Here is a 23,902-nt window from a genome sequence, read left to right on the forward strand (position 1 = left end):
GGAACGGGGCGCTCATGGGCTGGCTGGCGGGAGTACTGATCCTGTTCTTCGGCCTGATGGCGTCCATCGCCCTGCACGAGCTGGGGCACTTCTCGTTCGCGAAGCTGTTCCGGGTCCGGACCACGCAGTTCATGGTCGGCTTCGGGCCGACGCTGTGGTCGCGGCACAAGGGCGAGACCGAGTACGGCGTCAAGTGGATCCCGCTCGGCGGCTACATCCGGATGATCGGCATGCTGCCGCCGCGCAAGGGCGACGCGTCCGGCCAGGTGCGGCAGATCAGCACGGGCCCGTGGCAGGGGCTGATCGAGTCGGCCCGCGGCGCGGCGCTGGAGGAGGTCCGGCCGGGCGACGAGGACCGCGTCTTCTACGCCAAGAAGTGGTGGCAGAAGCTCACGATCATGTTCGCCGGCCCCGCGATGAACCTGCTGCTCGCGGTGATCTTCTTCGCGATCCTGCTGATGGGCATCGGCACCCTGACCCCGCAGCCGGTGATCTCCACGGTCGAGAAGTGCGCCATCCCGGCGAACTCCAAGCTCACCGACTGCCCGCAGGGCTACACGCCGACCCCGGCCGCCGCGGTGGGCCTCAAGCCCGGCGACCGCATCCTCTCGTTCGGCGGCGAGAAGGTCGACGAGTACGCCGAGCTCCAGGCCATGATCCGCGACTCCGGCGGCCGGACGGTCGCGATGGAGGTCGACCGGGGCGGTCAGCGGATCCCGCTCCAGGTGCCCATCGCCAGCAACAAGATGTACGACCTGGAGGACAACCAAAAGGTCGTCACCGTCGGGTTCCTCGGCATCACCCCCCTCCAGGAGCGCGAGCGCAAGGGCCCGGTCGCGGTCGCCGACCACATGGCCGAGCTGACCGCGCACACCGCCGGGGCGCTGATCAGGCTGCCGCAGAAGATGGTCGGCGTCTGGGAGGCCGCGTTCGGCGGCGAGAAGCGCGACCCGAACGGGCCGATCGGCGTGGTCGGCGTCAGCCGGCTCGGCGGCGAGATCGCGGCGTCCCCGCAGCCGGTGCTCGACAAGGTCGAGATGTTCATCCTGCTGCTCGGCTCGCTGAACCTGGCGGTCGGGCTGTTCAACCTGATCCCGCTGCTGCCGCTGGACGGCGGCCACATGGCCGGCGCCCTGCTGGAGGCGATCAAGAAGTTCTTCGCCCGGCTGCGCGGCCGCCCCGACCCCGGGTACGTGGACGTCGCCAAGGCGCTGCCCGTCACGTACGTGATGGCGGTGGTGCTGATCGTCATGGGCGGGCTGCTGATCTACGCCGACCTGGTCAACCCGATCCGGTTCGGCGCGGGTTAGCGCGCGTCCGGGGCGGCGCCGCGGGCGCTCAGGACGGCACCGCGGGCGCCTCGCCCGTCTCCAGGAAATGCTCCAGCGCCTTCACGTACGGCCCGATCTCGATGCCCTGCTCGGCGAGCCAGGCGTCCGAGCAGTACGTGTGCGCGTACCGCTCGGCCCCGTCGCAGATCAGCGTGACCACGCTGCCGCGCTCGCCGCGCGCCCGCATCTCCGCGATCAGCCCGGCCGCGCCCCACAGGTTGGTGCCGGTCGAGCCGCCGACGTTCCGGCCGGTCACCGCGCGGGTCCAGCGCATCGCCGCGATCGACGCCGCGTCCGGCACCCGGATCATGCGGTCGATCACGGTGGGCAGGAACGACGGCTCGACGCGGGGCCGGCCGATGCCCTCGATCCGGGAGCCGGCGGCCGTGCGGGCGGTGTCGCCGTCCTGGTACGCGTCGTAGAACGCCGAGCCCTCCGGGTCGACCACGGCCACCCGGGTCTGGAAGCGCCGGTACCGCGCGTACCGGCCGATCGTGGCGGACGTGCCGCCCGTACCGGCGCCGACGACGATCCAGGACGGCTCGGGGAAGCGCTCCAGCCGCAGCTGCTCGAAGATCGACTCGGCGATGTTGTTGTTCCCGCGCCAGTCCGTCGCGCGCTCGGCATAGGTGAACTGGTCCATGAAGTGGCCGTTGCACTCGCGGGCCAGCCGCCGCGACTCGGCGTAGATCGCGGTCGGGTCGGCCACCAGGTGGCAGCGGCCGCCGTAGAACTCGATCAGCTCGATCTTCTCCGGGCTGGTGCGCTCGGGCATCACGGCCACGAACGGCAGGCCGACCAGCCGCGCGAAGTACGCTTCACTGACGGCCGTGGACCCGCTGGACGCCTCGATGATCGTGGTGTCCTCGCGGATCCAGCCGTTGGCGAGCCCGTACAGGAACAGCGACCGCGCCAGCCGGTGCTTCAGCGACCCGGTGGGGTGGACGGACTCGTCCTTCAGGTACAGGTCGATGCCCCACTCCGGAGGCAGCGGGAACACGTGCAGGTGCGTGTCGGCGCTGCGGTTGGCGTCGGCCTCCACCAGCCGGATCGCCTCGGCGATCCACGCCCGCCGATCCGGGTCGTACCGGTCCACGGCCTGGCTCATCGGCACCGTCCTTTCCGTAGGGAGCACGATATCCGCGCACGCCACAAGGCATCATGGAGGGCGGGGTGATCATGGCGGAGTTCTTCACGCTGCGCGTCGCGGACGGGGGGCGTGCGCCGCTGCTCGGCTTCTTCCTGGCGTTCATCGTCACGTTCGTCGTGACGCGGGTGAACGTCCGGCTGATCCGGGCGAACGTGCGGTTCTGGTTCAGGAACGTCCAGGCGGGCGACCTGCACATCCACCATGTCGTGTTCGGCGTGGTGCTGATGCTCGTGGGCGGGGTCGCCGCCATCGCCGTGCCGGACGAGTACGCGGGCTGGGACGTCGCCGCGGCGGTGGTCTTCGGCGTGGGCTCGGCCCTGGTGCTGGACGAGTTCGCGCTGATCCTGCACCTCAGCGACGTCTACTGGACGGAGAAGGGCCGGGCCAGCGTGGACGCCGTGTTCGTGGCGATCGCGGTGACCGGTCTGCTGCTGCTCGGCGTGCGCCCGGCCGGCTTCGAGGGGCTGCGGCCCGACGTGGACGTCGACGTCAGCCCGCCGCTGCTGGCCGCCGTGTACGTGTGCTCGCTGATCATCAACCTGGTGCTGGCGGTGCTCACCCTGCTCAAGGGCAAGATCTGGACCGGTCTCATCGGGCTGTTCCTGCCGTTCCTGCTGGTGATCGGCGTGATCCGGGTGGCGCGCCCGGGCTCGCCGTGGGCGCGCTGGCGGTACGCGCCGGACTCGCGCGAGTACCGGGCGGCCGTCTACCGCGAGGCCCGGTTCCGGCGGCCGCTGATCCGCGCCAAGATCTGGGTGCAGGAGTTCATCGCGGGCCGGCACGACCTGATCCCGCCCGAGCTGCGGCACCGCACCCGGACGATGGAGCGCCGCCGGCAGCAGCGCCGCCGCCCGTTCGACAGCGCCCACCACGACCGCCGCGGCGAGCCGCCGTCGCCGGAGCGCCCCAGCCGCCACAACTGACCACCGGCGCGTCACAGCGGTCCGGGTCGTTCCAAGGGGACGACCCCTCGGCGCCCCGGCAAGAGCCATTCGGGTCAGTCGAAGACGGGCGCCACGGCGCGCACGGTCTCGATCGTGTCGGCCTCCTTCGCGGACTTGTCGGGCCGGTAGCGCAGCACGCGGGCGAACCGCAGCGCGATGCCGCCCGGATAGCGGGTGCTGCGCTGGACGCCGTCGAACGCGATCTCGACGACCAGCTCGGGCCGGACGTGGACGGTCCAGGAGTCCTCCCGCACGGCCAGGGCGCGCAGCTTCTCGGTCTGCCAGGCCAGCAGCTCGTCGGTGAGCCCCTTGAACGTCTTGCCGAGCATCACGAACCCGCCGGTCTCCGGGTCCCGGGCGCCCAGGTGCAGGTTGGACAGCCACCCCTGGCGGCGGCCGCTGCCCCATTCGACGGCGAGCACGACCAGGTCGAGGGTGTGCCGCGGCTTGACCTTGATCCAGCCCGCTCCGCGGCGGCCCGCCGTGTACGGGGTGCCGGGCGACTTGACCAGCACGCCCTCGTGCCCGCGCGCCACCGCGTCGTCGAAGAACGCCTTGGCCTCGGCCGGGTCGGCGGTCACCAGGCGCGGCATCCGCAGCTCCTCGGGGACGGCCCGGGCCAGCGCCGCGTGCCGCTCGCTCCCGGGCCGGTCGAGCAGGTCCTCGCCGTCCAGGTGCAGCACGTCGAACAGGAACACCGACAGCGGCACCCGCTCCGCGCCGTCCCCGCCTCCACCACCCCCACCGCCGTCGCGGCGGCCGCGGGTGGCGGTGCGGGCCGCCGTCACCTGGAACGGGTGCGGCCGCCCGCCGGGCCGCAGCGCGATCAGCTCGCCGTCGAACACCGCGTCCCGCACGGGCAGCCCGCGCAGCACCTCCACGACCTCGGGCAGCCGGCCGGTGATGTCGTCGAGGGTCCGGGTGAAGACGGCGATCCGCGGCTCGCCGCCCGGCGGGCGGGCGATGTGGATCTGGGCGCGGATGCCGTCGAGCTTCCACTCCACGGCCGCCTCGCCGCCCTCGCCGCCGCCCGCCTTCTCGCCGGCCGCCTTCTCGTACGCCTCCTCCATCGACGGCGCGGCGGCGGCGAGCATCGGCTTGATCGGCCGGCCGACCTCCAGCGTGAACGCCCGCAGGCCGTCGACGCCGTCCGCCAGCGCCGCGGTGGCGACCGGGCCGAGCGCGCCGCGCAGCATCAGCGCCCGGCGCACCTCGGCGGCGGGCACCTTCGCGGCCGCCGCGATGCCCTCGGCCATCACGCCCTCCAGCGCGCCCTGGCGCAGCTCGCCCGACAGCAGCCGGATGAGGAAGTCCTGCTCCTCGTGCGTGGCGCGGCCCATCAGCGCGGCCAGCAGCTCGCGGCGGCGGGCCACCGACCCCTTGCCCGCCACGGCGCCGATCCCGGTGAACGCGGCGTCCACCTCGGGCACGGTCAGCGTCGCCTCGTCGGCGGGCGGCGGGACGTCGCGCAGCGAGGCGTACCCGACGCCGATCTGCCGCTGCGGCAGCTCGCCCGACAGGTAGGCGACCACGAACGGCGCCTCGCCGGGACCGGCCGCCCGCAGGCAGCCGGCGAGCAGTTCGATCTTGGCCTTCCGCGCCGCCGTCGCGGCCACGGCCGCGGACGTACGGGCGATCTCCACTAGCAGCACAGTCACATTGTCTTCCCCGGGTACGACAGTGTTATCGCAGCGAGCGGGCCCGTCCGCCGGTGCCGGGACCGCGGACGCCACAAACTCCTGCCTTCCCGAACGGTGGTCAGCCGGGACGGGGACGATTACCGTGCGAGTGTCATGGGGCGACCGACGGAGTCAACCGAGGAGTCACGCGTGGGCCTGCCGCGTCCGCCGGAACCCTTCCAGAGGGTGTACTCGCCTCCGGATCCGCCGTCGGCGGCCCGGGGGCCGCGGCTGCTGGCGATGGCCGTCGCGCTGCTGGCGTTCGCGCTGGCGGCCGGGGCGGTCTTCTGGCTGGCGCCCGGCGGGGGCGGCGGCGACCGCGTCGTGCCGGCGTCGATGCCGTCCAAGGGCGGCGAGGAGGCGCCCAGGCACTCCGGCGGCGCCTCGCCCGCACCGATCGGGAAGCTCCCGCCGCCGTGCGGGACGATCGCGGCGGGGACGGTCGAGAGCCTGATCCCGAAGGCGCACCGGCGGGAGAGCTCCAACGAGACGCTGACGACGTGCACCTACTCGTCCGGCGCGGCCGCGTTCCGGTGGCTGCGGGTGGAGGTGCACCTGTACGCGCCCGCCTTCACGGCGACGCCCGTCGAGGACGCCAGGCGCTTCTTCGGGGCGCAGTGGACGCAGGCCCACGAGGCGACGGTGGAGCGGACCGTGAGCCTGTCCCGCCAGTCCGGGATGGGGGACGAGGCGTACCGCTGGTTCAAGGTCGACAAGGGCCAGCCGACGGGCGTGGGGCAGGTGGCCGTGCGGATCCGCAACGCGGTGGTGACGGTCGACTACAGCGAGGAGGCGGGCGCGGGCGGCGCCGACGCGCGCGAGGCGGCCTGCCTGGCCAATGCGACCCGGGTCGCCCGGGAAGTGCTGCGCTCGTTCCGGTAAATCATTTCCGCCCGGAAACGACCGATCATGGCTTATTCGCTTTATCATGCTGCGGAGGCATTTCCGGGGAGGAGGAGGTCGGCGACGTGGCCGCACAGCCTGATGGAGTGTCCTGGGTCAGGTGACACCCGAGCTGAGAGCTGAGGCTCCCGGCCGACTGGGGCCGCGGGATGGACCACCATCCCGCGGCCTTTATCGTGGCCGTGACGATCCAATGGCACGCGGTGATAAATGGCGGGCAAGGCATCGGCTAAAGCGGCCGTCCGCGACTCAAAGAATGGAGCGGAAGTGGAACCGGTTACTGTTTGGTGGGCGGCGCGGGACGCGGCCCGGCCCGGGCTGGCCGGATTGCTCGACCCGGTCGAGCGGGGGCGCCGGGAGCGCTACCTCCGCGAGGCCGACCGCGACCGGTTCCTGCTCGGCGCCGCGATCAGCCGGCTGGCCGCCGGCGCCCGGCTCGGCGTCCCACCAGAACATGTTCCGATCACCCGCGCCTGCGCCGACTGCGACGAGCCGCACGGCCCGCCCGTCATCGCCGGCGGGCCGCACCTGTCGGTGTCGCACTCGGGCGACCTGGTCGCGGTGGCGGTGTCGCCGCACGGGCCGCTCGGCGTGGACGTCGAGGAGGCCGGCGGCCGGATCGGCGAGGACGTCGCGCGCCTTCTCCTGGCACCCGGCGAGGGCCCCGGCGGGCTGCCGGCGTACTGGACCCGCAAGGAGGCCCTCCTGAAGGCCACCCGCGACGGCCTCCGCGTCCCGCTCGCCGACCTGCGCGTGTCGGGCCCCGGCGAGGCGCCCCGGCTGCTCTCCTGGGAGGGGCGCCCCGACCTGCCCGGCCGCATGGCCATGCGCACGCTCGCGCCGCGCGACGGCTACGCCGCCTGCCTGGCGCTGCTCGACCATCCGGCGGACGTCCCGGTGGAGGAGCGGTCCGCCGCCGAGCTGCTCGCCGCGGCCTCAGGCCAGCAGACCTGACCTCCGCCAGACGCCGCGGGCGGGACCGTCCAGGAAGCCGACCTCGTCGAAGAACGCGGTGCACTTGCGGAACGCCCACGCCAGCGTGGCGCGGCGGTGCGGGCTGCGGGCCGCCACCCGGCGGGCGAGCCGCGGGTCGATCCCGACCGCCTCGTAGCAGGACGGGTGGATCACCTGCGTCGCCATCACCCGGGTGGCCTGGGCGAGCCCGTACGCCGCCGCCCGCCGCCGCACCGGATGCGCCTTCGCGACCAGCCGCTTGAGCTCCTCCCGGGCGTACCTGATGTGCCGCGCCTCCTCGATCACGTGGATCCTGGTGACGTCGCGGACCATCGGCTGGACGCCCTCGTCCGGGAACGTCAGCCGCTGGAACGCGTCGGTGAACTCCTCGACGACCAGCGTCCCGGCGAACATCGGCATCGGGTCGTACACCGCGCCGGTGAGCTTGCCCACCTGGAACTCCAGGGCGCGCGGCCGGTGGGTGCGCAGCCCGCAGGTCCGCACCATCCGCGCGAACATCCGGGAGTGCCGGCACTCGTCGGCGATCTCGGTCAGCGCGTACCCGACGTGGTCGCTGTCGTAGCGGCGCCGGTAGGCGTGCATGACGAGCGACTGCATCAGCATCAGCTCCGACCAGATGCCGAACGAGGCGATGCTGCACATCTCCCGCTTGGACAGCTCGACCCGCCGGCGGTGGTCCAGCGCGTCCCACAGCGGTGTCTCGTAGATCGACACCAGCTGCGGGGGCGCGTAGAACACGTCCGGGTCCTGCGGGGCGTCCCAGTCCACGTCGGTGTCCGGGTCGAACGAGTGCCTGCGGGACGCGCGCAGCAGCCGCTCGGCGACCACCTCGCGGTCGGTGAGCTCCAGCGTGTGGTCGCCGTCGCGGCACCTGATCCGCGCGGTCCGGGCGCGCGGCGCGGCGGGGGCGGAAGTGGGGGCGGTCATGGTGTCCGGCTCCTCTCCTCCCCCTGGCGCGGTCTACCGCAGGACGGCCGGGGCCCGCGCGAGGAGGCGCAGCGAGGCGGGGGAGATCCTCGACAGCGCGCGCAGGACGTGGGCCTCGGTGTTGACGGGGACGAACGGCTTGTTCTTGACGATGGCCTCGACGATGCGCTCGGCCACCTTCTCCGGCGGGTAGCGGCGGGCCTGGATCGCGCGGTCGGCGCGCTCGCGCAGCCGCTCGGCGGTGGCCCGGTCCGTCCCGACGAACGTGGCGTTCCGCAGGATGCTCGTCCCGGAGAACCCGGGGCAGACCGCGGTGACGCCGATGCGCAGCCCGGCCAGCTCGCCGCGCAGGCAGTCGCTCAGCATGACCACGGCCGCCTTGGTGGTGCAGTACGCGGGCATCACCCGGGACGGGGTGTACCCGGCGGCCGAGGCGATGTTGACGATGTGGCCGCCGAAGTTGGGCTTGTCGGGCTTGGCGGGCAGGCCGCGCACCCGTTCGGCCATCTGCCTGCCGAACAGCCGCGAGCCGTGCACGACGCCCCACAGGTTGACGCCGATGATGCGCTCCCAGTCCTCGACCTCGTGGTCGAGGAAGTCGCCGGCCATCGCGATCCCGGCGTTGTTGACGACGATGTCGGGGACGCGGCGGGACTCGCGCACCTCGGCGGCGAACGCCTCCATCGCGGCGGCGTCCGCCACGTCCACCCGGCGGGCGGTGCCCTCGGCGCCGAGCGCCTTGGCCAGCGTCACCGTCCGCTCGGCGGCGGGCAGGTCGATGTCGGCCGCGACGACCGCGGCACCGCGCTCGGCGAGGGCGAGCGCGGTGGCGCGGCCGAGGCCGCTGCCTGCTCCGGTGACGACGGCGAGCGCGCCGTCGAAGTGCGCGAGGGGCATGTGCCTACCTCCGGGGGTCTGGGGGGACGATCAGGAAATCGTCCGGTGCCCGGACACCGGACGTCAACCGGCTTGTTCGGCCGCGATGACGGCGTCGACCTCCGCCTTCCGCTCGGCCTCCTCGGCCGCGAACCGCTCGGCGTCCAGCCGGTCGGCGATCTCCTCGTCCTGGGTCATCAGCGCGTCCAGGTCGGACTTGGACGCGTCCAGCACGCCCATCTCCTCGAACGTGTCCCGGATCCGCTCGCTCCACAGCCCGATGTCCTTCACGCACGGCACGATGCGGCTGAAGAGCAGGCCCTGGAACATCCGCATGTACGGGGAGTTCTCCACCATCTCGTCGACCTCGGCCGGGTCGATCCCGAAGTTGGTCCAGATCTCCCGGCCGCGGATGCGGTCGCGCATCAGGTGGCAGCCCTCGATGACGAACTCCTCGCGCTCGCGCAGCTCGGGCGCCGACAGTTGCCGGTAGTAGTCGCGCAGCGCCATCCGGCCGAACGCGACGTGCCGGGCCTCGTCCTGCATCACGTACGCGAGGATCTGCTTGGGCAGCGGCTTGGTGGTGATGTCGCGGATGACGCCGAACGCCGCCAGCGCCAGGCCCTCGATGAGGACCTGCATGCCGAGGTACGGCATGTCCCAGCGCGGGTCGCCGAGGGTCTCGTCCAGGAGCTCCTGGAGCTTGGTGTTGATCGGGTAGACCATCCCGATCTTCTCCTGGAGGAACCTGGAGAACAGCTCGACGTGCCGCGCCTCGTCCATGGTCTGGGTGGCGGAATAGAACTTGGCGTCCAGGTCGGGCACCGACTCCACGATCCGGGCGGCGGTGACCATGGCGCCCTGCTCGCCGTGCACGAACTGGGAGAACTGCCAGGACGCCTGGTGCTGGCGCAGCTCACCGCGCTCCTTGGGGCTGAGCATGTCCCAGTACTTGGTGCCGTAGATGGCGAGGGACTGGTCGGGGACGCCCATCACGTCGTGCGGGTCGACCTCCAGGTCCCAGTCGATCCGCTTGGTGGAGTCCCACTGCCGGTCCTTGCCCTTCTGGTACAGGGCGAGGAGGCGGTCGCGGCCGTCGTCGTACTCCCAGGTGAACCGGGTGTCGCCGGCGAGCGGGATGGCGTAGGGGTCCTTGGATACGGGCTCGGTGTACAGGTCATGCGTCGACACGGGCGGCTCCTCGGCGAGCGACCGACGTACGGCATACGTCAAATGTACGATGTACGTACGGTGGCACGTCGCGCTCGCCGGTGTCAACGGCCGCCCGGCGCCCGGCGGGCGGTCAGGCGCCCGCCGCCCCGGTGCCCGCCGTCCCGTCGAAGTAGGGGCTGAGGCCGTGCCAGCAGAAGTCGGTGATGTAGCGCGCGGTCTGCTCGACCGACACGTCCGGGCGCCGGGTCCGCCACACCGACAGCCGCTCGGAGGCGCCCAGGATGATCTCGGTGTACGCCTCGATCGCCTCGGCCGGCGCGCCCGCCGCGAAGGTCGCCAGCACGCCGGAGATCAGCGCGGTCTGCTGGCGCCGGATGCCCTCGATCGCCTCGGGTGTCTCGGGCGGGCCGCCGACCGGGTTCCGCAGCAGTTGCAGCACCATCGCGAACGAGCGGCTGTGCGAGTCGATGAACGAGAAGTAGGCGACCATGCCGCGCCACAGCACGTCCCGCGGGGTGGTCGCGCCCGCCACGGCCTTCTGCGTCACCTCGTGCAGCTCGGCCTGCGAGCGGGCGACGCAGGCCATGAGCAGGCCGTCCTTGGAGCCGAAGTACTCGTACAGCATCGGCTTGGAGACGCCGCACCGCTCGGCGATCTCGTCCATGGACGTGCCGCGGTAGCCGCGCTCGCCGAACACCTCCTCGGCCACGTCGAGCATCTGGCGCTCCCGCTCGGCGCGCGACATCCGGCGGCGCCGGGGGCTCGGGGGAGTGGCGGCGCTCACAGCGGAAAATCCCTCCGTCGATCTAGCTCATTGGACATCGCGTCAGTAACCTACTCGTAGTAACTTACTCCGAGTAGGTAGGAGTAAGGGTAACCGGGAAGGGACGGCATGAGCGAGCGCTCCACCACCGGGATCGTCATCGTCGGGTCCGGCTTCGCCGGGCTGGGCATGGGGATCCGCCTGAAGCAGAACGGTTTCGACGACTTCGTGATCGTGGAGAAGAGCGAGGCGCTCGGCGGCACCTGGCACGACAACACCTATCCCGGGTGCGCCTGCGACGTGCCCTCGCACATGTACTCCTTCTCGTTCGAGCTGAACCCCGGCTGGTCGCGGATGTTCGCCCCGCAGCCGGAGATCCGCGCGTACATGGAACGCACCGCGGACAAGTACGACGTCCGCAAGCACATCCGGTTCGGCGCCGCCGTCGACGCGATGGAGTACGACGAGGACGCGCGCGGCTGGACCGTGACGCTGGCCGGCGGCGACGTCATCGCCGCGCGGGCCGTGGTGTCCGGCGTCGGCGCGCTCCACATCCCCTCCTTCCCGGACCTGCCGGGCATCGAGCGGTTCCAGGGCACCGCGTTCCACTCGGCCGAGTGGGACCACTCCTACGATTTCACCGGCAAGCGCGTCGCCGTCATCGGCACCGGCGCGTCCGCGATCCAGTTCGTCCCGCAGCTGGCGAAGCAGGCCGGTGAACTGGTCCTGTTCCAGCGCACCGCGCCGTGGATCCAGCCGAAGCCCGACCGCGCGTTCCCCGCGCCGATGCGCAAGGCGTTCGAGAAGCTGCCCGGGACGGCCCGCGCCTTCCGCAACGGCATCTACTGGACGCTGGAGGCCCGTGCCGTCGGCTTCACCATCGACCCGCGCCTGTCCGGACCGCAGGAGAAGCTCGCCCGCTGGCACATCAAGCGGCAGATCCCGGACGACCCCGAGCTGCGCGCCAAGGTCACGCCCGACTACACCATCGGCTGCAAGCGCGTGCTGCTGTCCAACGACTACTATCCGGCGCTCACCCGCCCGAACGTCGAGGTCGAGACCAGCGCGATCGCCGAGGTGCGGGAGAACTCGATCGTCACCGGGGACGGCCGGGAGTACGAGGTCGACGCGATCGTCTACGGCACCGGCTTCAAGGTCGTGGACGCCATGTCCGAGTGGCGCGTCATCGGCCGCGACGGCGTCAAGATCCAGGAGGCGTGGGCGGACGGCATCGAGGCCCACCACGGCACCACGATCCCCGGCTTCCCCAACTTCTTCATGATGCTGGGCCCCAACACCGGGCTCGGCCACAACTCGGTCGTCTTCATGATCGAGGTCCAGATCCAGCACGTGCTGAGCCTGCTGCGGCAGATGCAGGAGCGCGGCGCGCAGACCGTCGAGCCGCGGCCCGAGGCGATGCGCGCGTACAACGACCGCCTGCAGCGGCGGCTGCGCCGGGCGGTGTGGAACGAGGGCGGCTGCGACAGCTGGTACCTCGACGCCGACGGCGTCAACCGCACCCTGTGGCCGGGGCACACGTTCGAGTTCTGGGCCGGCGCCCGCAAGGCCCGGGCCAGGGAGTACGTCTTCTCCTGACCCCGCCGCGCGGCCGCCGTCAGCCGGCGGGGGCGAACATCGGCCGGAAGCCGGCGATCAGCTGCCGGATCACCGGCCGCTGCTCCGCCGGCGTGCGGCCGCGCAGCCCCAGCACCGGGTCCAGCCCGTCGTAGTACGGCGCCAGCGCCAGGAACGGCAGCGTGACCAGCAGGAGCGTGGCGAGCACGTCCAGGTCGGCGTCCGGCCGGATGTCGCCGCGCTCCTGCCACAGCCGCAGCGACGGATGGATCACCGACAGGTAGTGCTGGTTGGCGGTGTCGCGCACCACCGACCGGACGTTGTTGTCCAGCTCGAAGTTCGTCGCCGCCGTCACCGCCCGCTCCAGCGGGTACTCGGCCATGTACTCGGTCCACTCGCAGAACACGTCGAACAGCCAGCCCTCGAAGGACTGCTCGAAGTCCATGCGGGCGATCCGCCGTTCCATCTCCTCGCGGATGCGGCGGGACGCCTCGTCGCAGACGAACGCGAAGAACTCCAGCTTGTCGGTGAAGTACTGGAACAGCGAGCCCTTGGCGATGCCGGCCTCACGGGCGATGGTGTTCAGGCTGCCGGTGGAGTAGCCGTGCTCGCCGAACTCGCGCATCGCCACTTCGAGGACGCGCTCGCGCTTGGCGACGTTGAGCCGGAACCAGGTGGACGTTGGCATGGCACGTCTGCTCTCTGGTCGACGGGGCGGGGAGCGGGGGGCCGATCAGCGGGCGAGCCGGATCAGGATGCGGCACACCTCTTCAATGATCTCATGGGCCGCGGCTGCGTCGGGTGCGAGCGCGACCTCCCGTCCCGCCTCGCCGATGACCGTGGTCAGCACCATGCTGAGCACCTGCGTCTCGCGGTCGCCGTCGGCGCCGCGCAGCAGCCGGTTGTTCTGCCCGATCCACTGGCGGGCCCGCGTCCGGCGCATCAGCGAGAACCCCGGCGGCCCCTCGCCGCCGTGGAACAGCCGCGCCGCCGACCGGCGCTCCCAGCACACCTCCAGGTACGCCCGCGCGCCCTCGATGAACAGCGCGATCGGATCGTCCTCCCCGGCCTTGCGGGCGGCGGACACGGCACTCGCGGCCTGGGCGTCCTGCTCGTCGCTCAGCTCCTCCCACAGCGCCAGGTAGAGGCCGGCCTTGCCGCCGTAGTGGTGGTAGAGGCTGCCGACGCTGATCCCGGAGGTCTCGACGATCTCGGCGATGCCGGCGTCGGCGTACCCGCGGTCGTCGAAGACCTTCTGGGCCGCGTCCAGCAGCGCCCGCCGGGTGGCGTCCGCGCGGGCCCACTGCCGGCTGCCGCCCGACTCGCCCACCCCGCCACCGGCCGGCCGTTCTCTGCTCGTGCGCACGTCCACATGCTAGAGCCCGGCGAGCCACGGCGATCAGTACCAGTTGTGCGACTGCCAGAACGCCCACGCCCGGCACGGGTCCTTGTAGCGCGCCTTGATGTAGCTCAGGCCCCACGCGATCTGGGTGGGGGAGCTGGTGCGCCAGTCCGAGCCCGCGCTCGCCAGCTTGGACGCCGGCAGCGCCTGCGGGATGCCGTACGCCCCGCTGGAGGGGTTCTCGGCGCGCTCGTTCCAGTCGCTCTCGTGGTCCCAGAGCGTCTCCAGGGACGGCCAGCAGCGGCCCCATCCCTTCAGCTCGTTCATCTTCCTGCCGTACGCCTTGTTCTGCCCGGCGCTCGGGTTGGACTTGGCGAGCCGCTCCCGCTCCTGCTGCGCCTTCAGCTTCGCGCGCGCCCTCGCGTCCCGCTCCGCCTTCTCCTTGAGCGCCTTGAGGTCGCGCTGGTGCTCCTCGTACGCCCGCTTCTTGGCGGCGGCGATCCCGGCCGCGGCGACCGGGTCCATGTCGGGCGTGTCCAGCATCGCCAGCATGTCGTTCGCCGACAGGCCCGCCGACCCCGGCGGCGGCTTGCTCTCCTCGCCGCTGAGCCTCTCCAGGTCGACCATCACCACGGCCGCCATGACCGCGGCGATGGCGACGGCGGTGATGGTGACGTTGCTGGTGAGCGCCCGGCGCAGCCGCCTCGGCCGCGGCTCCTCGACGTGGAACGGCGGCGGCCCGGCCGCGCGGAGATCCGCGTCGTACGGTCCGTAATCCTCGTATTCCTCGCGTTCCTCGCGTTCCTCGCGTTCCTCACGTTCCTCGCGTTCCCTGTACGCCCCGAGCTCGTCGTACGGGGAGTACGGGCGCGGATCGGGAGGAGGCGGCGCGGGGCGGGTGCCGTCCCGCCGCCGCCGCCCCTGCCGGGACCGCGCCCGCTTCTGGGAAGAGGGTGTCCTTCTGCGCGTGCCGTGACCCTGTGGCATGGAAGTAGAGTGCCCTATCGCCCGCGAACTGTCGCCGTCCATCACGCTGTACGCAGGCGATGTCACCGGTGGTTCACGCCGGAACGGGCGGAACGCGCGGAAGGCTCCCGGCCGGGACCGGCGCCGGAACCGGCGTCAGAGCATCCGGTCGTTGGGCGAGAACGCCATGTCGCCGGCGGCCGCGCGGGCGGGCTGCATCGCGTGGAAGATGTCCTTGTGGAGGCCGCCGAACGCGGCCAGCTCGCCCTCGGGCGCGTCGAGCGCCTCGTGCACCTCGTCGACGCGGGCGCGGCCCGCGTCCGTGATGAAGACCAGCGTCACGCGGCGGTCGTGCGGGTGCGGCCCGCGCTCGACCAGGCCGGCCGACTCCAGTTGGTCGACGGTCAGCTTCACCGAGGTCGCGTGCATCAGCACCAGCCGGCTCAGCGTGCTCAGCCGGGCCCGGCCCTGCGTCGTCAGCGCCAGCGTGGTGAGCACGTAGTAGCCGGGCTTGCTCAGCCCGAACCGCTTGAGCTCGTCCTCCAGGGCCTTGTTCAGGAACTGGTAGACGCGGCCGAGCGCGGTGATGGACAGGAACGGCCAGGGGCTGCCGGACAGGGCGTTGCTCTCCCAGCGGTCGCGGACGCCGCGCTCAAGGCCGTCCACGAGCGCTTCTGCGCACTCGTCGGTGGAAGTTGACACTCCTGGATCGTAACTTCTGACGAATAGTGATGTAAGTACTCGCTTCTTAGACCTTTCTCCAATAGAGTGCTCCAGATCACAGACGGGACCGGTGCGTTCGTGCCACCCTTCCGGGACCGTGTGTGACGCCGGTCTCACCCGCCGATCGCTGAGGCACCGCCCCCGCGTGCCTCCCGCGTGACGGGAGTGACCGGAATTTCGGATGAGCGCCGACGTCCGAGTACGTAAGGAGGCTGGAATGACCCTTGCCCCCGACCCCGACGGGGAGGGCTCCGGCTGATGGCCCTGAGCGTGTCCAAGGCCCCCGACCTGGCCCGCCGGCGGATCGAGCGGACGCTCGACGAGACCGGGCTGCTGTGCGTGACGTTCCTCGAAGGGATCCGACGCACCTGGGACCTGCGCCAGTGGTGGGGCGAGTTCATCGAGCAGTGCTGGTTCCTCGCCCGCGTGACCAGCGTGCCGGTGATGCTCATCGCCGTCCCCCTGGGCGCCACCATCTCGCTCCAGGTCGGCGACATCGCACGCCAGCTCGGCGCGCAGTCCGGCACCGGCGCGCTGCTGGTCGCCGCCATGATCCAGCAGGTCGCGCCGCTGGCCGCCGCGCTGCTGGTCTCCGGTGTCGGCGGCTCCGCCATCACCTCCGACATGGGAGCCCGCAACATCCGCGACGAGCTCTCCGCCATGGAGGTCATGGGCATCAACCCGATCCACCGCCTGGTGACCCCGAGGCTGTGGGCGGCGAGCACCGTCTCGATGCTGCTGTGCTCGGTCGTGATCCTGGCCGGCGTGCTCGGCGGCTACTACTTCAACGTCATCCAGCAGGGGGTCAGCCCCGGCGCCTTCTTCGACGGCGCCACCACCCTGCTGCAGTTCTCGGATCTGCTGATCACCCTGTTCAAGGCCTGGACGTTCGGGTTCATCGCCGCCGCGGTGGCCTGCTACATGGGCATGAACTGCGACTACGGCCCCGTCGGGGTCGGCCGCGCGGTCAACCGCGCGGTGGTGGTCACCTCGATCGTGGTGTTCGCGACCAACTACGTGCTCACCATGATCTACCAGGTCCTCTTCCCCCCGAGGTTCTGATGGTCGCGATCTCCCCCGTACGCAGACTCGGCCGGGCGGTGCAGGGCCGCACCGCCGGCCTGGTCGCCTCGCTCAACCTGCCGATCTTCCTCGGCCGGGTCCTGTACCACCTGCTGTTCGACATCATCTTGAAGCGCAAGTACGGCCGCACGCTCGCCAAGCAGGTCAGCGACATCACGGTCGGCGTGGGCGCGCTGGTGATCGGCGGCGGCATGATCTTCGTCATCGCCACCATGTCGCTGGCCACCGGCGCCATGGTCGGCCTCCAGGGCTACCCCGGCCTGGAGCGGATCGGCGCCGAGGCGTTCACCGGCCTGGTCGCCAGCTACTCCAACGTCCGCGAGGTCACCCCGATCATCGCCGGGGTCGCGCTGGTCGCCCAGGTGGGCACCGGCTTCACCGCCGAGATCGGCGCGATGCGGATCTCCGAGGAGATCGACGCCCTGGAGGTCATGGGCATCAACTCGCTCGCCTACCTGGTCTGCACCCGGGTGGCGGCCGGGGTCATCGCCCTGGTGCCGCTCTACCTGGTCTCGCTGTTCATGGCGTTCTTCGCCACCCGGTTCATCACCATCGAGTACTTCGGGCTCTCGCCCGGCATCTACGACTACTACTTCCACCTCTATCTCCCCCCGATCGACGTGTTCTACAGCGTCATCAAGGTCGCGGTGTTCGCCTTCATCGTGATGTTCATCCACTGCTACCGCGGCTACTACGCCGCCGGCGGGCCGGTGGGCGTGGGCGTCGCGGCGGGCCGCGCGATCCGCGAGTCCACCATCCTGATGATCCTGATGAACCTGGTCCTGTCGTACATCTTCTGGGGTCACGGCAGCACAGTGAGGTTGACCGGATGAGCGACGAGCCTCTCTCCAAGCGGTCGCGGACCATCTTCGGCCTGGTGGGACTGGGCGTCATCGGTGCCGCCGCGACGTTCGTCGCGGTCGGCTCGACCCCCGACCACAGCGGCTCCACCTACTTCAACGCCTCGTTCGGCCGGGCCGGGCAGGGCCTGGACCCCGGCAAGTCCGACGTGAAGATCCGCGGGATCACGGTCGGCACCGTGGACGGGCTCAACCTGGAACGCGACGGGCGCGTCGCCGTCCGGATCCGGGTCGACGAGGGCATCCGGGTGCCGGAGTCGACCGTCGCCCGGGTCGAGCCGGTGTCGGTCTTCGGGCCCAAGGACATCCTGCTGGACCTCGGCAAGGGCGAGCTGACGGGACCGTTCCTGGCGGACGGCGCCCGCATCGGCCGGACGCAGGATCCGAAGGACCTGTCGGAGACGGCCTGGCCGGCGTACCGGCTCACCAAGGCGATCAACCCCGACGAGGTGACCACGATCCTGCAGGCGTTCTCCTCGGGCCTGTCCGGGCAGGGGCCGGCGCTGCGCCGGACCATCGTCAACGGCACCAAGGTCATCGACGCGACGCACGCCAACCGGGCGGTGATCCAGAGCCTGATCAGCGACATCAACGGGCTGTCCGGGACGCTCGGCTCGCGCGGCGACACCATCAACGCGACGATCGGCGACTTCAACAGCGTCGCCCCCGTCGTCTACGAGAAGCCCGACAAGATCTCCCAGCTGCTCGACCAGGGCAGCGCGCTGGCCGACACCGTCGGCGGCACGATGGCCCGCCAGGGCGGCAACCTCGGCAAGATCATCGACGGCGCCGGCGACACCGTCGCCGTCACCGCCCAGCAGCGCCGCAACCTGCCGGTCCTGATGGACAGCCTGAACGGGTTCTTCGGCCTGCTGGCCCAGATCATCCGGATCCCCGGCCCGGAGAACACGCTCATCGCCCAGGCCAAGGCCGAGCTGCCGCTCGACATCTGCAAGACGATCATCGACGTCTGCGCGGTTCCGGAGGCGGACGCCGGCGGTGACGGCGGCAGAGCCGCGACCAGGTCCACGAACCGGCCCAACGGCACCGGTCAGGGCACGGGGGTGAAGCCGTGAGCCGCAACGCGCGCGGTCCCGAGACGACCGTGGTCCTCAAGTTCGCGGTCTTCGTGGTGGTGACCGGGCTGCTGACGTTCTTCATCGGGCAGCAGATCCTCGCCACCAGCTTCAAGGACCGCTACAAGCTCACCGCGACGTTCGACGACGTCACCGGCCTGCTGGAAGGCGACGTCGTCAAGGTGGCGGGCGCCCCGGTCGGCCAGGTCAAGAGCATCGAGGTCCGGCGGGGCAAGGCCGTGGTCGGGATGGAGGTGGACAAGGGCGTGCGGGTCCCCGACGACTCGACCGCCGCGGTCCGCTGGCGCAACGTGATGGGCCAGCGGGTCATCTACCTCGAACCCGGGCGCGCCGCCGGGCGGCTCGGCGACGGCGACCGGGTGCCGCACACCCGGTCGGTGGTCGACCTCGGCGCGATCGTCAACAGCCTCGGCCCGCTGACCCGCAACCTGGACCCGAACCAGATCAACAAGATCCTGTTCGCGTTCACCCAGGCGCTGGACGGCAACGAGAAGAACATCGACCTGCTCGTGAACAACTTCGACGTGCTGCTGGCGACGTTCAACACCCGCCGCAAGACGATCGAGCAGATGGTCGACGACTACTCCACCGTCAGCGACGCGGTCGCGACCCGCGACCGGCAGATCGCCGCCAGCGTCGACAACCTCAAGGAACTGACGCGGGTGTTCGCCGGCAACCACCGGCTGCTGGAGAACGCGGTCGTCGAGGTCGCCGGGGTGACCACCACCCTCAACCAGGTCCTCGGCGGCAACGACGCCCAGCTCGCCCGGATCATCGACAACCTCGGCAAGTTCAGCGAGACGTTCCGGCTGAACGTGAACCAGCTGGAGAAGATGGTGCAGCAGCTGCCGCTGACCCTGCGCAGCCTGTTCGCCTCGGCCAACGGCGGTCACTTCCTGCGCACCAACGCCCTCTGCCTCAACATCGTCCAGGGGCCGTGCCCGTTCCCGATGGAGCTGCCCAGGTCGCCGAGCGACCAGCCGCGGCAGCCGTCCAAGGCCGAGCTGCAGAAGCTCCAGGCGATGCTGCGGGGTGGTCAGTGATGGCGCTGAAGTCGCTGCGCGACGTCAACCACCGGATCGTCGCGATCGTGACGCTGGCCGCGCTCGGCGCGGGCTGCGCGTTCGCGTTCGCCATCGGGCAGCTGCACCTGCTCGACCGGGGCTACACGATGAGCGGGGTCTTCTCCGACACCGCCGGGCTGAAGAAGGGCCAGGACGTCCGGGTCGCCGGCGTCAAGGCGGGCCGGGTCACCTCGGTGGAGCCGGACTTCAGGACCGGCACCATCCTCGTGAAGTGGCACGTCAACGCCGGCATCGACCTCGGCCCGGCGACCCGGGCCGAGATCCAGACCACCACCCTCATGGGCGGCCGCTACCTGCGGCTTTCCGGGCCGGTCGCCCGGCCGTACATGGCCGACGTCGACGAGTCCAAACGCCGGATCCAGCTGAAGAACACCTCGGTGCCGTTCACCGTCCCCGAGGCGCTCGACAGCGCGCAGAACATCGTCGGCAAGCTCGACCAGAAGTCCATCGACACGCTGCTGACCCAGATCAACAAGCTGGAGTCGCCCGGCGCGGCCAAGCTGAAGCGGATCCTGGTCAACCTGCGGCAGCTGTCGCGGACGCTGAACGACTCCGCCCCCGAGATCGAGAAGCTGATCGCCAACAGCAAGACGATCACCGGCACGCTGGCCGCCAAGGACGCGGAGCTCAAGCAGATCATCGAGTCCAGCCAGGTGCTGCTCAACACCCTGGTGCAGCGCCGCAACGAGCTGGCCGCGACCATCGGGCAGGGCAGCCGCACGGTGCGGACGCTGTCCAACGTGATCTCCAGGAACCAGAAGGAGATCGACACCCTGATGGACAACCTGCACCTGCTCACCACCCGGCTGGCCCCCAACCTGGACGCCATCAACACCGACTTCTCGCTGCTCGGGCCGACGTTCATGCAGGTGGCCAACCTCAAGGGCAACGGCCCCTACATCGAGGGGCTGCTGACCGGGCTCGGCCCGCTCCAGCCGCCCGGCCCGATCTCCACCCGCCGGCCGCCGGCGGGGCAGGGAGGCAACTGATGATGCCGATCAAGGTACGGGCCCGTACCGCGGCCCTGGCCGGCCTCTGCCTCGCGGTGACGGCCGGCGCGGGCGGCTGCTCGGCGCTGTCCGTGGACGCGGGCGGCAAGCGCACGATGACCGTGGAGTTCGCCAAGGCCCGCTCGTTCTACCCCGAGTCCAAGGTCAAGGTGATGGGCGCGGACGTGGGGCTGGTCGACAAGGTCGAGAAGCGCGGCGACCACATCCGCGTCACGTTCCACGTGGACGACGACGTCCCGCTGCCGAAGGGCGTGCAGGCGTCGATCGTGCCGCTGAACCTGGTCGGCGAGCGGAACCTGGTGCTGCACCCGGCGTGGAAGCCGGGCCAGCCCAAGGAGACCGGGCGGCACATCCCGATCGCGCGCACCCACGTGCCGGTCGAGGTGGACGACGCGCTCAGCTCGTTCACCAACCTGGCGGGGGCGCTCGACCCGACCAAGATGCGGCAGGCGCTCGGCAGCACCGCCGACACCGTGAACGGCAACGGCCGCGAGTTCAACGCCACGCTGGAGCAGAGCGCCCGGCTGGTGGAGAACGTCGCCGGCCAGGACAAGGAGCTGCTGGAGGTCGCGCGGAACCTGCAGCGCCTGGCGGGCGTCGTCCGCGGCCGCGAGCAGGTCCTCGGCCAGATGATCCGCAACTTCGGCGAGGCCACCCGGGTGCTGAGCGCCGAGCGCGGCGACCTCCAGGACCTCGTCCGCGGGATCCTCCAGCTGTCGAAGAACGGCGGCAAGCTGCTGGAGAAGTACAAGGGGCAGCTGCCGCACGACCTCGCGGTGCTGACCCGGGTCGCGCTGATCCTCAAGGGGAACTCCAAGTCGCTGGCCCAGCTGCTGGACGCGCTGCCGGGCATCGGCGACGCGCTCATCGGCGCGTACAACCCCGAGAACAAGTCGCTGCAGATCCGGTTCGCGACGGACGCGTTCCTGCGGACCTGGATGAAGGGCCTCCTCGGCACCGACGAGGTGGACTGCCCGCTGCCGGCGCCCAACTCCAACTGTCCCTGGATGAACGGAGGGGGGAACTGATGGCGATGGGCAGGATGACGGTCGTGGCACTGGTCGCGGCGCTGCTGGCCGCGCTCACCGGCTGCTCCATCCGCACCGCGGGCGCGCCGCAGGGCAGCCTCACCCTGAAGGCCACCTTCGACGACGTGCAGGGCCTGGTGGTCGGGCACAGCGTGCAGATGTCCGACGTCAAGATCGGCACGGTCACGAAGGTCGAGCTGGACCCGCGGACGTACAAGTCCACCGCGACGCTGTCGATCGTCGACGGGCACCGGATCCCGCAGGGCGTCGTCGCGGAGATCAAGGTGACCTCGCTGCTGGGCGAGAACTACGTGGACCTGATGCTGCCGCCGGGCGGCAGCATGGACCGCGGCCCGTTCCTGGCGACCGGGGCGTCGATCACCAACACCAGCGTGCAGCCGGCGTTCGAGCAGGTGGTCGGGCAGGCCGGGCCGCTGCTCCAGGCGCTGGCGGGCAACGACGTCGCCACCATCGTCAACACCGGCGCGGCCGCGCTGGACGGCAACGGCGAGCGGATCAACGTCACGATCGGCAAGTCCAGCGAGCTGCTGAAGGTGTTCTCCGCGCAGCGGGCCGAGCTGGTCGGCTCGGTGGACCAGTTCGCGAAGCTGGGCCGGTCGCTGGCCAAGGGCGACGACCAGCTCGCGAAGGCGCCGGGCGAGATCCAGCGGACCACCGCGCTGCTGAACGACAACAAGCACAAGATCCTCAAGACCGTCCAGAAGCTCACCCGGATGGCGCGCGAGCTCAACGACAAGGTGCTGGAGGGCCGGGTGCTGCGGCTGCGCAAGCTGCTGAACGACCTGGACCCGGTGCTGGCCGAGCTGGGCAACAACCGGGCCCGGCTGACCAGCCTGGTGAACGGGCTGGTGCAGTTCTCCACCAAGCTGCCGAAGGCCACGTACGACGGGCAGCTGCTGCTGTACCCGCTGGTGAAGGTCGTCTGGCCGGACGGCACGCCGCTGATCCCCGACAGCATCACGCAGGGCGGGCAGGGGGCGTCCAACGCCGGGACGAAGAAGAAGGAGCAGCGGCAGCAGGCGCCCAGGCTGCCCGAGGGGCTTGAGGGCGCGCTACCGGACCTCAACGACCTCCTGGAGCCGCGATGACCAGGCGCGTTTTCATCAACCTCGTGACGTTCGCCGTCCTCGGCGTCGTCATGGCGGTGTGGGCGCTCACCAGCATCATCCGGTTCGACTTCATCGACCGCCCGTACCACATCACCGTGGAGTTCCAGTCCTCGCCGGGCCTGCACCCGGGCTTCGAGGTCGACTACCTGGGGCTGCGGATCGGCAAGATCGACTCGGTCCGGCTGGTGCGGGACAAGGTCCTGGTCAAGCTGGACATCGAGCAGGGCGTCAAGGTCCCGCAGGGCGTCTCGGCGGCGGCGGCGCGCAAGTCCGCGGTCGGCGAGCCGGTGGTGGAGCTGACCCCGCCGCCCGGCGCCCGCCTGGACGGTCCCACGATGAAGGCGGGCGCGGTCATCCCGGTGTCGAAGACGTCGGTGCCGCCCAAGTACGGCGACCTGTTCGGCGCGGTCATCGACTCGCTGAAGGCGATCGACCCGAAGGACGCGCAGGTGCTCACCCACGAGCTGGCCGAGGGCTGGGCCGGCCGGGACGAGTCGCTCCGCAAGATCATCAACGGCGGCGACCAGCTCACCACCACGTTCGCCGAGAACACCGAGCTGCTGGACGGCCTCACCAAGGACCTCGGCCGCATCACCGGCGTGCTCAACCGGAACCGCGACCACCTCGGCGCCGGCGTCGACAACCTGGCCGCGCTCACCGACGCGCTGTCCCAGGTCCGCGGCGAGCTGCGGCAGCTGCGCGACCAGGGGCCCGGGCTGCTCGCCGAGGTGAACGGCCTGCTGGAGAAGACGGGCCCGGACTTCGAATGTACGGTGGGGACCCTCGGCAACTGGGGGATCAAGGGCTACAACCCCGACATCCTGGCCGACCTGCGCAAGACCCTCGCGCGGGCGCCCGACCTGAAGGTCGTGCTGGACAACGTGATCGGCAGGGACCGGGGCCAGCCGGTGCTGAACGTGGTCTTCCTGCTGACGTTCAACACGCTGGCGACGGTCGAGTACAAGTACCCGCTGGCGCAGCCGACGGCGAACAAGATCCCGTCCTGCCCGGACGGCCGCAACCCCGGAACGGCCAAGCAGAAGCCGTACAAGGCCAAGAACCCCGGAGAGACGATCCCCACCCATGACCCGTCGATCCAGGGCGACCAGCGGGCCGTCAACGCCGCGAACCGCTCGGCGGACGACTCTTCCGGCGGGCCGCCGGCGTGGCTAGTGTACGTTCCCCCGGTCCTGGCGCTGCTGGTACTGGTCCGCGTGATGACGCGCTCGGTCCCGGCGGTGGCGAGGCTGCGGTTCCGGCGGCGCAAGGACTGACCCCGACC

At 71.0% G+C, this 23,902-nt stretch carries 23 protein-coding genes; 13 read left to right on the plus strand and 10 right to left on the minus strand.

The genetic code is table 11. From position 1 onward, the window contains the following. The first annotated feature begins 14 nt into the window (after positions 1-14). Positions 15-1,310 carry an RIP metalloprotease gene (locus tag ACA361_RS37195; protein WP_375019811.1) on the plus strand — a complete coding sequence of 432 codons (1,296 nt, stop codon included), beginning with the start codon at positions 15-17 and terminating at the stop codon, positions 1,308-1,310. Positions 1,311-1,338: 28 nt separating this feature from the next. Here ACA361_RS37195 and ACA361_RS37200 read toward each other — a convergent pair whose 3' ends face one another. Then, positions 1,339-2,439, minus strand: coding sequence for a PLP-dependent cysteine synthase family protein (locus ACA361_RS37200; RefSeq protein WP_375019812.1), 1,101 nt, complete (start codon positions 2,437-2,439; stop codon positions 1,339-1,341). 71 nt (positions 2,440-2,510) lie between these two features. Here ACA361_RS37200 and ACA361_RS37205 point away from each other — a divergent pair, with 71 nt between their 5' ends. Then, entirely contained in the window at positions 2,511-3,404 is an 894-nt protein-coding gene (locus tag ACA361_RS37205) for a hypothetical protein (RefSeq protein ID WP_375019850.1), read from the plus strand. A 74-nt stretch (positions 3,405-3,478) separates the two neighbouring features. Here ACA361_RS37205 and ACA361_RS37210 read toward each other — a convergent pair whose 3' ends face one another. Next, the gene (locus ACA361_RS37210) at positions 3,479-5,077 is read right to left on the minus strand and encodes an ATP-dependent DNA ligase (protein WP_375019813.1); all 1,599 of its coding nucleotides are present in this window, start codon (positions 5,075-5,077) and stop codon (positions 3,479-3,481) included. Between the two features lie 177 nt (positions 5,078-5,254). Between ACA361_RS37210 and ACA361_RS37215 the strand changes: the two genes are divergently transcribed. Beyond that, complete coding sequence (locus ACA361_RS37215) at positions 5,255-5,986, plus strand: hypothetical protein (RefSeq protein ID WP_375019814.1); 732 nt, start codon at positions 5,255-5,257, stop codon at positions 5,984-5,986. A gap of 288 nt (positions 5,987-6,274) precedes the next feature. Further along, a complete protein-coding gene (locus ACA361_RS37220; protein ID WP_375019815.1) occupies positions 6,275-6,961 on the plus strand; it encodes a 4'-phosphopantetheinyl transferase family protein in 687 nt (228 codons plus the stop codon). Here ACA361_RS37220 and ACA361_RS37225 read toward each other — a convergent pair. The 4 genes from ACA361_RS37225 to ACA361_RS37240 form a co-directional block, all read right to left on the minus strand. Then, positions 6,944-7,909: a diiron oxygenase gene (locus ACA361_RS37225; RefSeq protein WP_375019816.1), complete on the minus strand. Its 966-nt coding sequence runs from the start codon at positions 7,907-7,909 to the stop codon at positions 6,944-6,946. The two genes, ACA361_RS37220 and ACA361_RS37225, sit on opposite strands and share 18 nt — an antisense overlap. Before the next feature lie 33 nt (positions 7,910-7,942). Beyond that, positions 7,943-8,806, minus strand: coding sequence for an SDR family NAD(P)-dependent oxidoreductase (locus ACA361_RS37230; RefSeq protein WP_375019817.1), 864 nt, complete (start codon positions 8,804-8,806; stop codon positions 7,943-7,945). A gap of 63 nt (positions 8,807-8,869) precedes the next feature. Further along, complete coding sequence (locus ACA361_RS37235; protein ID WP_375019818.1) at positions 8,870-9,976, minus strand: ferritin-like domain-containing protein; 1,107 nt, start codon at positions 9,974-9,976, stop codon at positions 8,870-8,872. A gap of 112 nt (positions 9,977-10,088) precedes the next feature. Beyond that, positions 10,089-10,742 (minus strand): TetR/AcrR family transcriptional regulator, encoded by a 654-nt coding sequence (locus ACA361_RS37240; RefSeq protein ID WP_375019819.1) that lies wholly within the window; start codon positions 10,740-10,742, stop codon positions 10,089-10,091. 108 nt (positions 10,743-10,850) lie between these two features. Between ACA361_RS37240 and ACA361_RS37245 the strand changes: the two genes are divergently transcribed. Then, a complete protein-coding gene (locus tag ACA361_RS37245) occupies positions 10,851-12,317 on the plus strand; it encodes a flavin-containing monooxygenase (protein ID WP_375019820.1) in 1,467 nt (488 codons plus the stop codon). Positions 12,318-12,336: 19 nt separating this feature from the next. Here ACA361_RS37245 and ACA361_RS37250 read toward each other — a convergent pair whose 3' ends face one another. From ACA361_RS37250 to ACA361_RS37265, 4 genes are all read right to left on the minus strand, one after another. After that, positions 12,337-12,984, minus strand: coding sequence for a TetR/AcrR family transcriptional regulator (locus ACA361_RS37250; RefSeq protein WP_375019821.1), 648 nt, complete (start codon positions 12,982-12,984; stop codon positions 12,337-12,339). A gap of 45 nt (positions 12,985-13,029) precedes the next feature. Beyond that, a complete protein-coding gene (locus tag ACA361_RS37255) occupies positions 13,030-13,662 on the minus strand; it encodes a TetR/AcrR family transcriptional regulator (RefSeq protein WP_375019822.1) in 633 nt (210 codons plus the stop codon). A 33-nt stretch (positions 13,663-13,695) separates the two neighbouring features. Further along, positions 13,696-14,625 (minus strand): lytic transglycosylase domain-containing protein, encoded by a 930-nt coding sequence (locus tag ACA361_RS37260; protein WP_375019823.1) that lies wholly within the window; start codon positions 14,623-14,625, stop codon positions 13,696-13,698. Between the two features lie 135 nt (positions 14,626-14,760). Next, positions 14,761-15,306, minus strand: coding sequence for a MarR family winged helix-turn-helix transcriptional regulator (locus ACA361_RS37265; protein ID WP_375019824.1), 546 nt, complete (start codon positions 15,304-15,306; stop codon positions 14,761-14,763). Between the two features lie 279 nt (positions 15,307-15,585). Between ACA361_RS37265 and ACA361_RS37270 the strand changes: the two genes are divergently transcribed. From ACA361_RS37270 to ACA361_RS37305, 8 genes are read left to right on the plus strand one after another with little or no spacing between them, the layout of a single operon-like run. Beyond that, the gene (locus tag ACA361_RS37270; protein WP_375019825.1) at positions 15,586-16,389 is read left to right on the plus strand and encodes an MlaE family ABC transporter permease; all 804 of its coding nucleotides are present in this window, start codon (positions 15,586-15,588) and stop codon (positions 16,387-16,389) included. Next, positions 16,389-17,243: an ABC transporter permease gene (locus ACA361_RS37275; RefSeq protein ID WP_375019826.1), complete on the plus strand. Its 855-nt coding sequence runs from the start codon at positions 16,389-16,391 to the stop codon at positions 17,241-17,243. Before ACA361_RS37270 ends, ACA361_RS37275 begins: the two co-directional genes overlap by 1 nt. Then, positions 17,240-18,346 carry an MCE family protein gene (locus ACA361_RS37280; RefSeq protein ID WP_375019827.1) on the plus strand — a complete coding sequence of 369 codons (1,107 nt, stop codon included), beginning with the start codon at positions 17,240-17,242 and terminating at the stop codon, positions 18,344-18,346. Before ACA361_RS37275 ends, ACA361_RS37280 begins: the two co-directional genes overlap by 4 nt. Then, positions 18,343-19,410: an MCE family protein gene (locus tag ACA361_RS37285; RefSeq protein WP_375019828.1), complete on the plus strand. Its 1,068-nt coding sequence runs from the start codon at positions 18,343-18,345 to the stop codon at positions 19,408-19,410. Before ACA361_RS37280 ends, ACA361_RS37285 begins: the two co-directional genes overlap by 4 nt. After that, positions 19,410-20,441: an MlaD family protein gene (locus tag ACA361_RS37290; RefSeq protein ID WP_375019829.1), complete on the plus strand. Its 1,032-nt coding sequence runs from the start codon at positions 19,410-19,412 to the stop codon at positions 20,439-20,441. The genes ACA361_RS37285 and ACA361_RS37290 overlap by 1 nt, the downstream gene beginning before the upstream one ends. Beyond that, the gene (locus ACA361_RS37295; protein ID WP_375019830.1) at positions 20,441-21,490 is read left to right on the plus strand and encodes an MCE family protein; all 1,050 of its coding nucleotides are present in this window, start codon (positions 20,441-20,443) and stop codon (positions 21,488-21,490) included. Before ACA361_RS37290 ends, ACA361_RS37295 begins: the two co-directional genes overlap by 1 nt. Then, positions 21,490-22,599, plus strand: coding sequence for an MlaD family protein (locus ACA361_RS37300; RefSeq protein ID WP_375019831.1), 1,110 nt, complete (start codon positions 21,490-21,492; stop codon positions 22,597-22,599). Before ACA361_RS37295 ends, ACA361_RS37300 begins: the two co-directional genes overlap by 1 nt. After that, entirely contained in the window at positions 22,596-23,894 is a 1,299-nt protein-coding gene (locus ACA361_RS37305) for an MCE family protein (protein ID WP_375019832.1), read from the plus strand. The genes ACA361_RS37300 and ACA361_RS37305 overlap by 4 nt, the downstream gene beginning before the upstream one ends. Positions 23,895-23,902 lie beyond the last annotated feature (8 nt).

Origin of the sequence: Actinomadura sp. 21ATH (genome assembly GCF_041951345.1) — a bacterium.
In the GTDB taxonomy this organism is placed as follows: Bacteria; Actinomycetota; Actinomycetes; order Streptosporangiales; family Streptosporangiaceae; genus Spirillospora.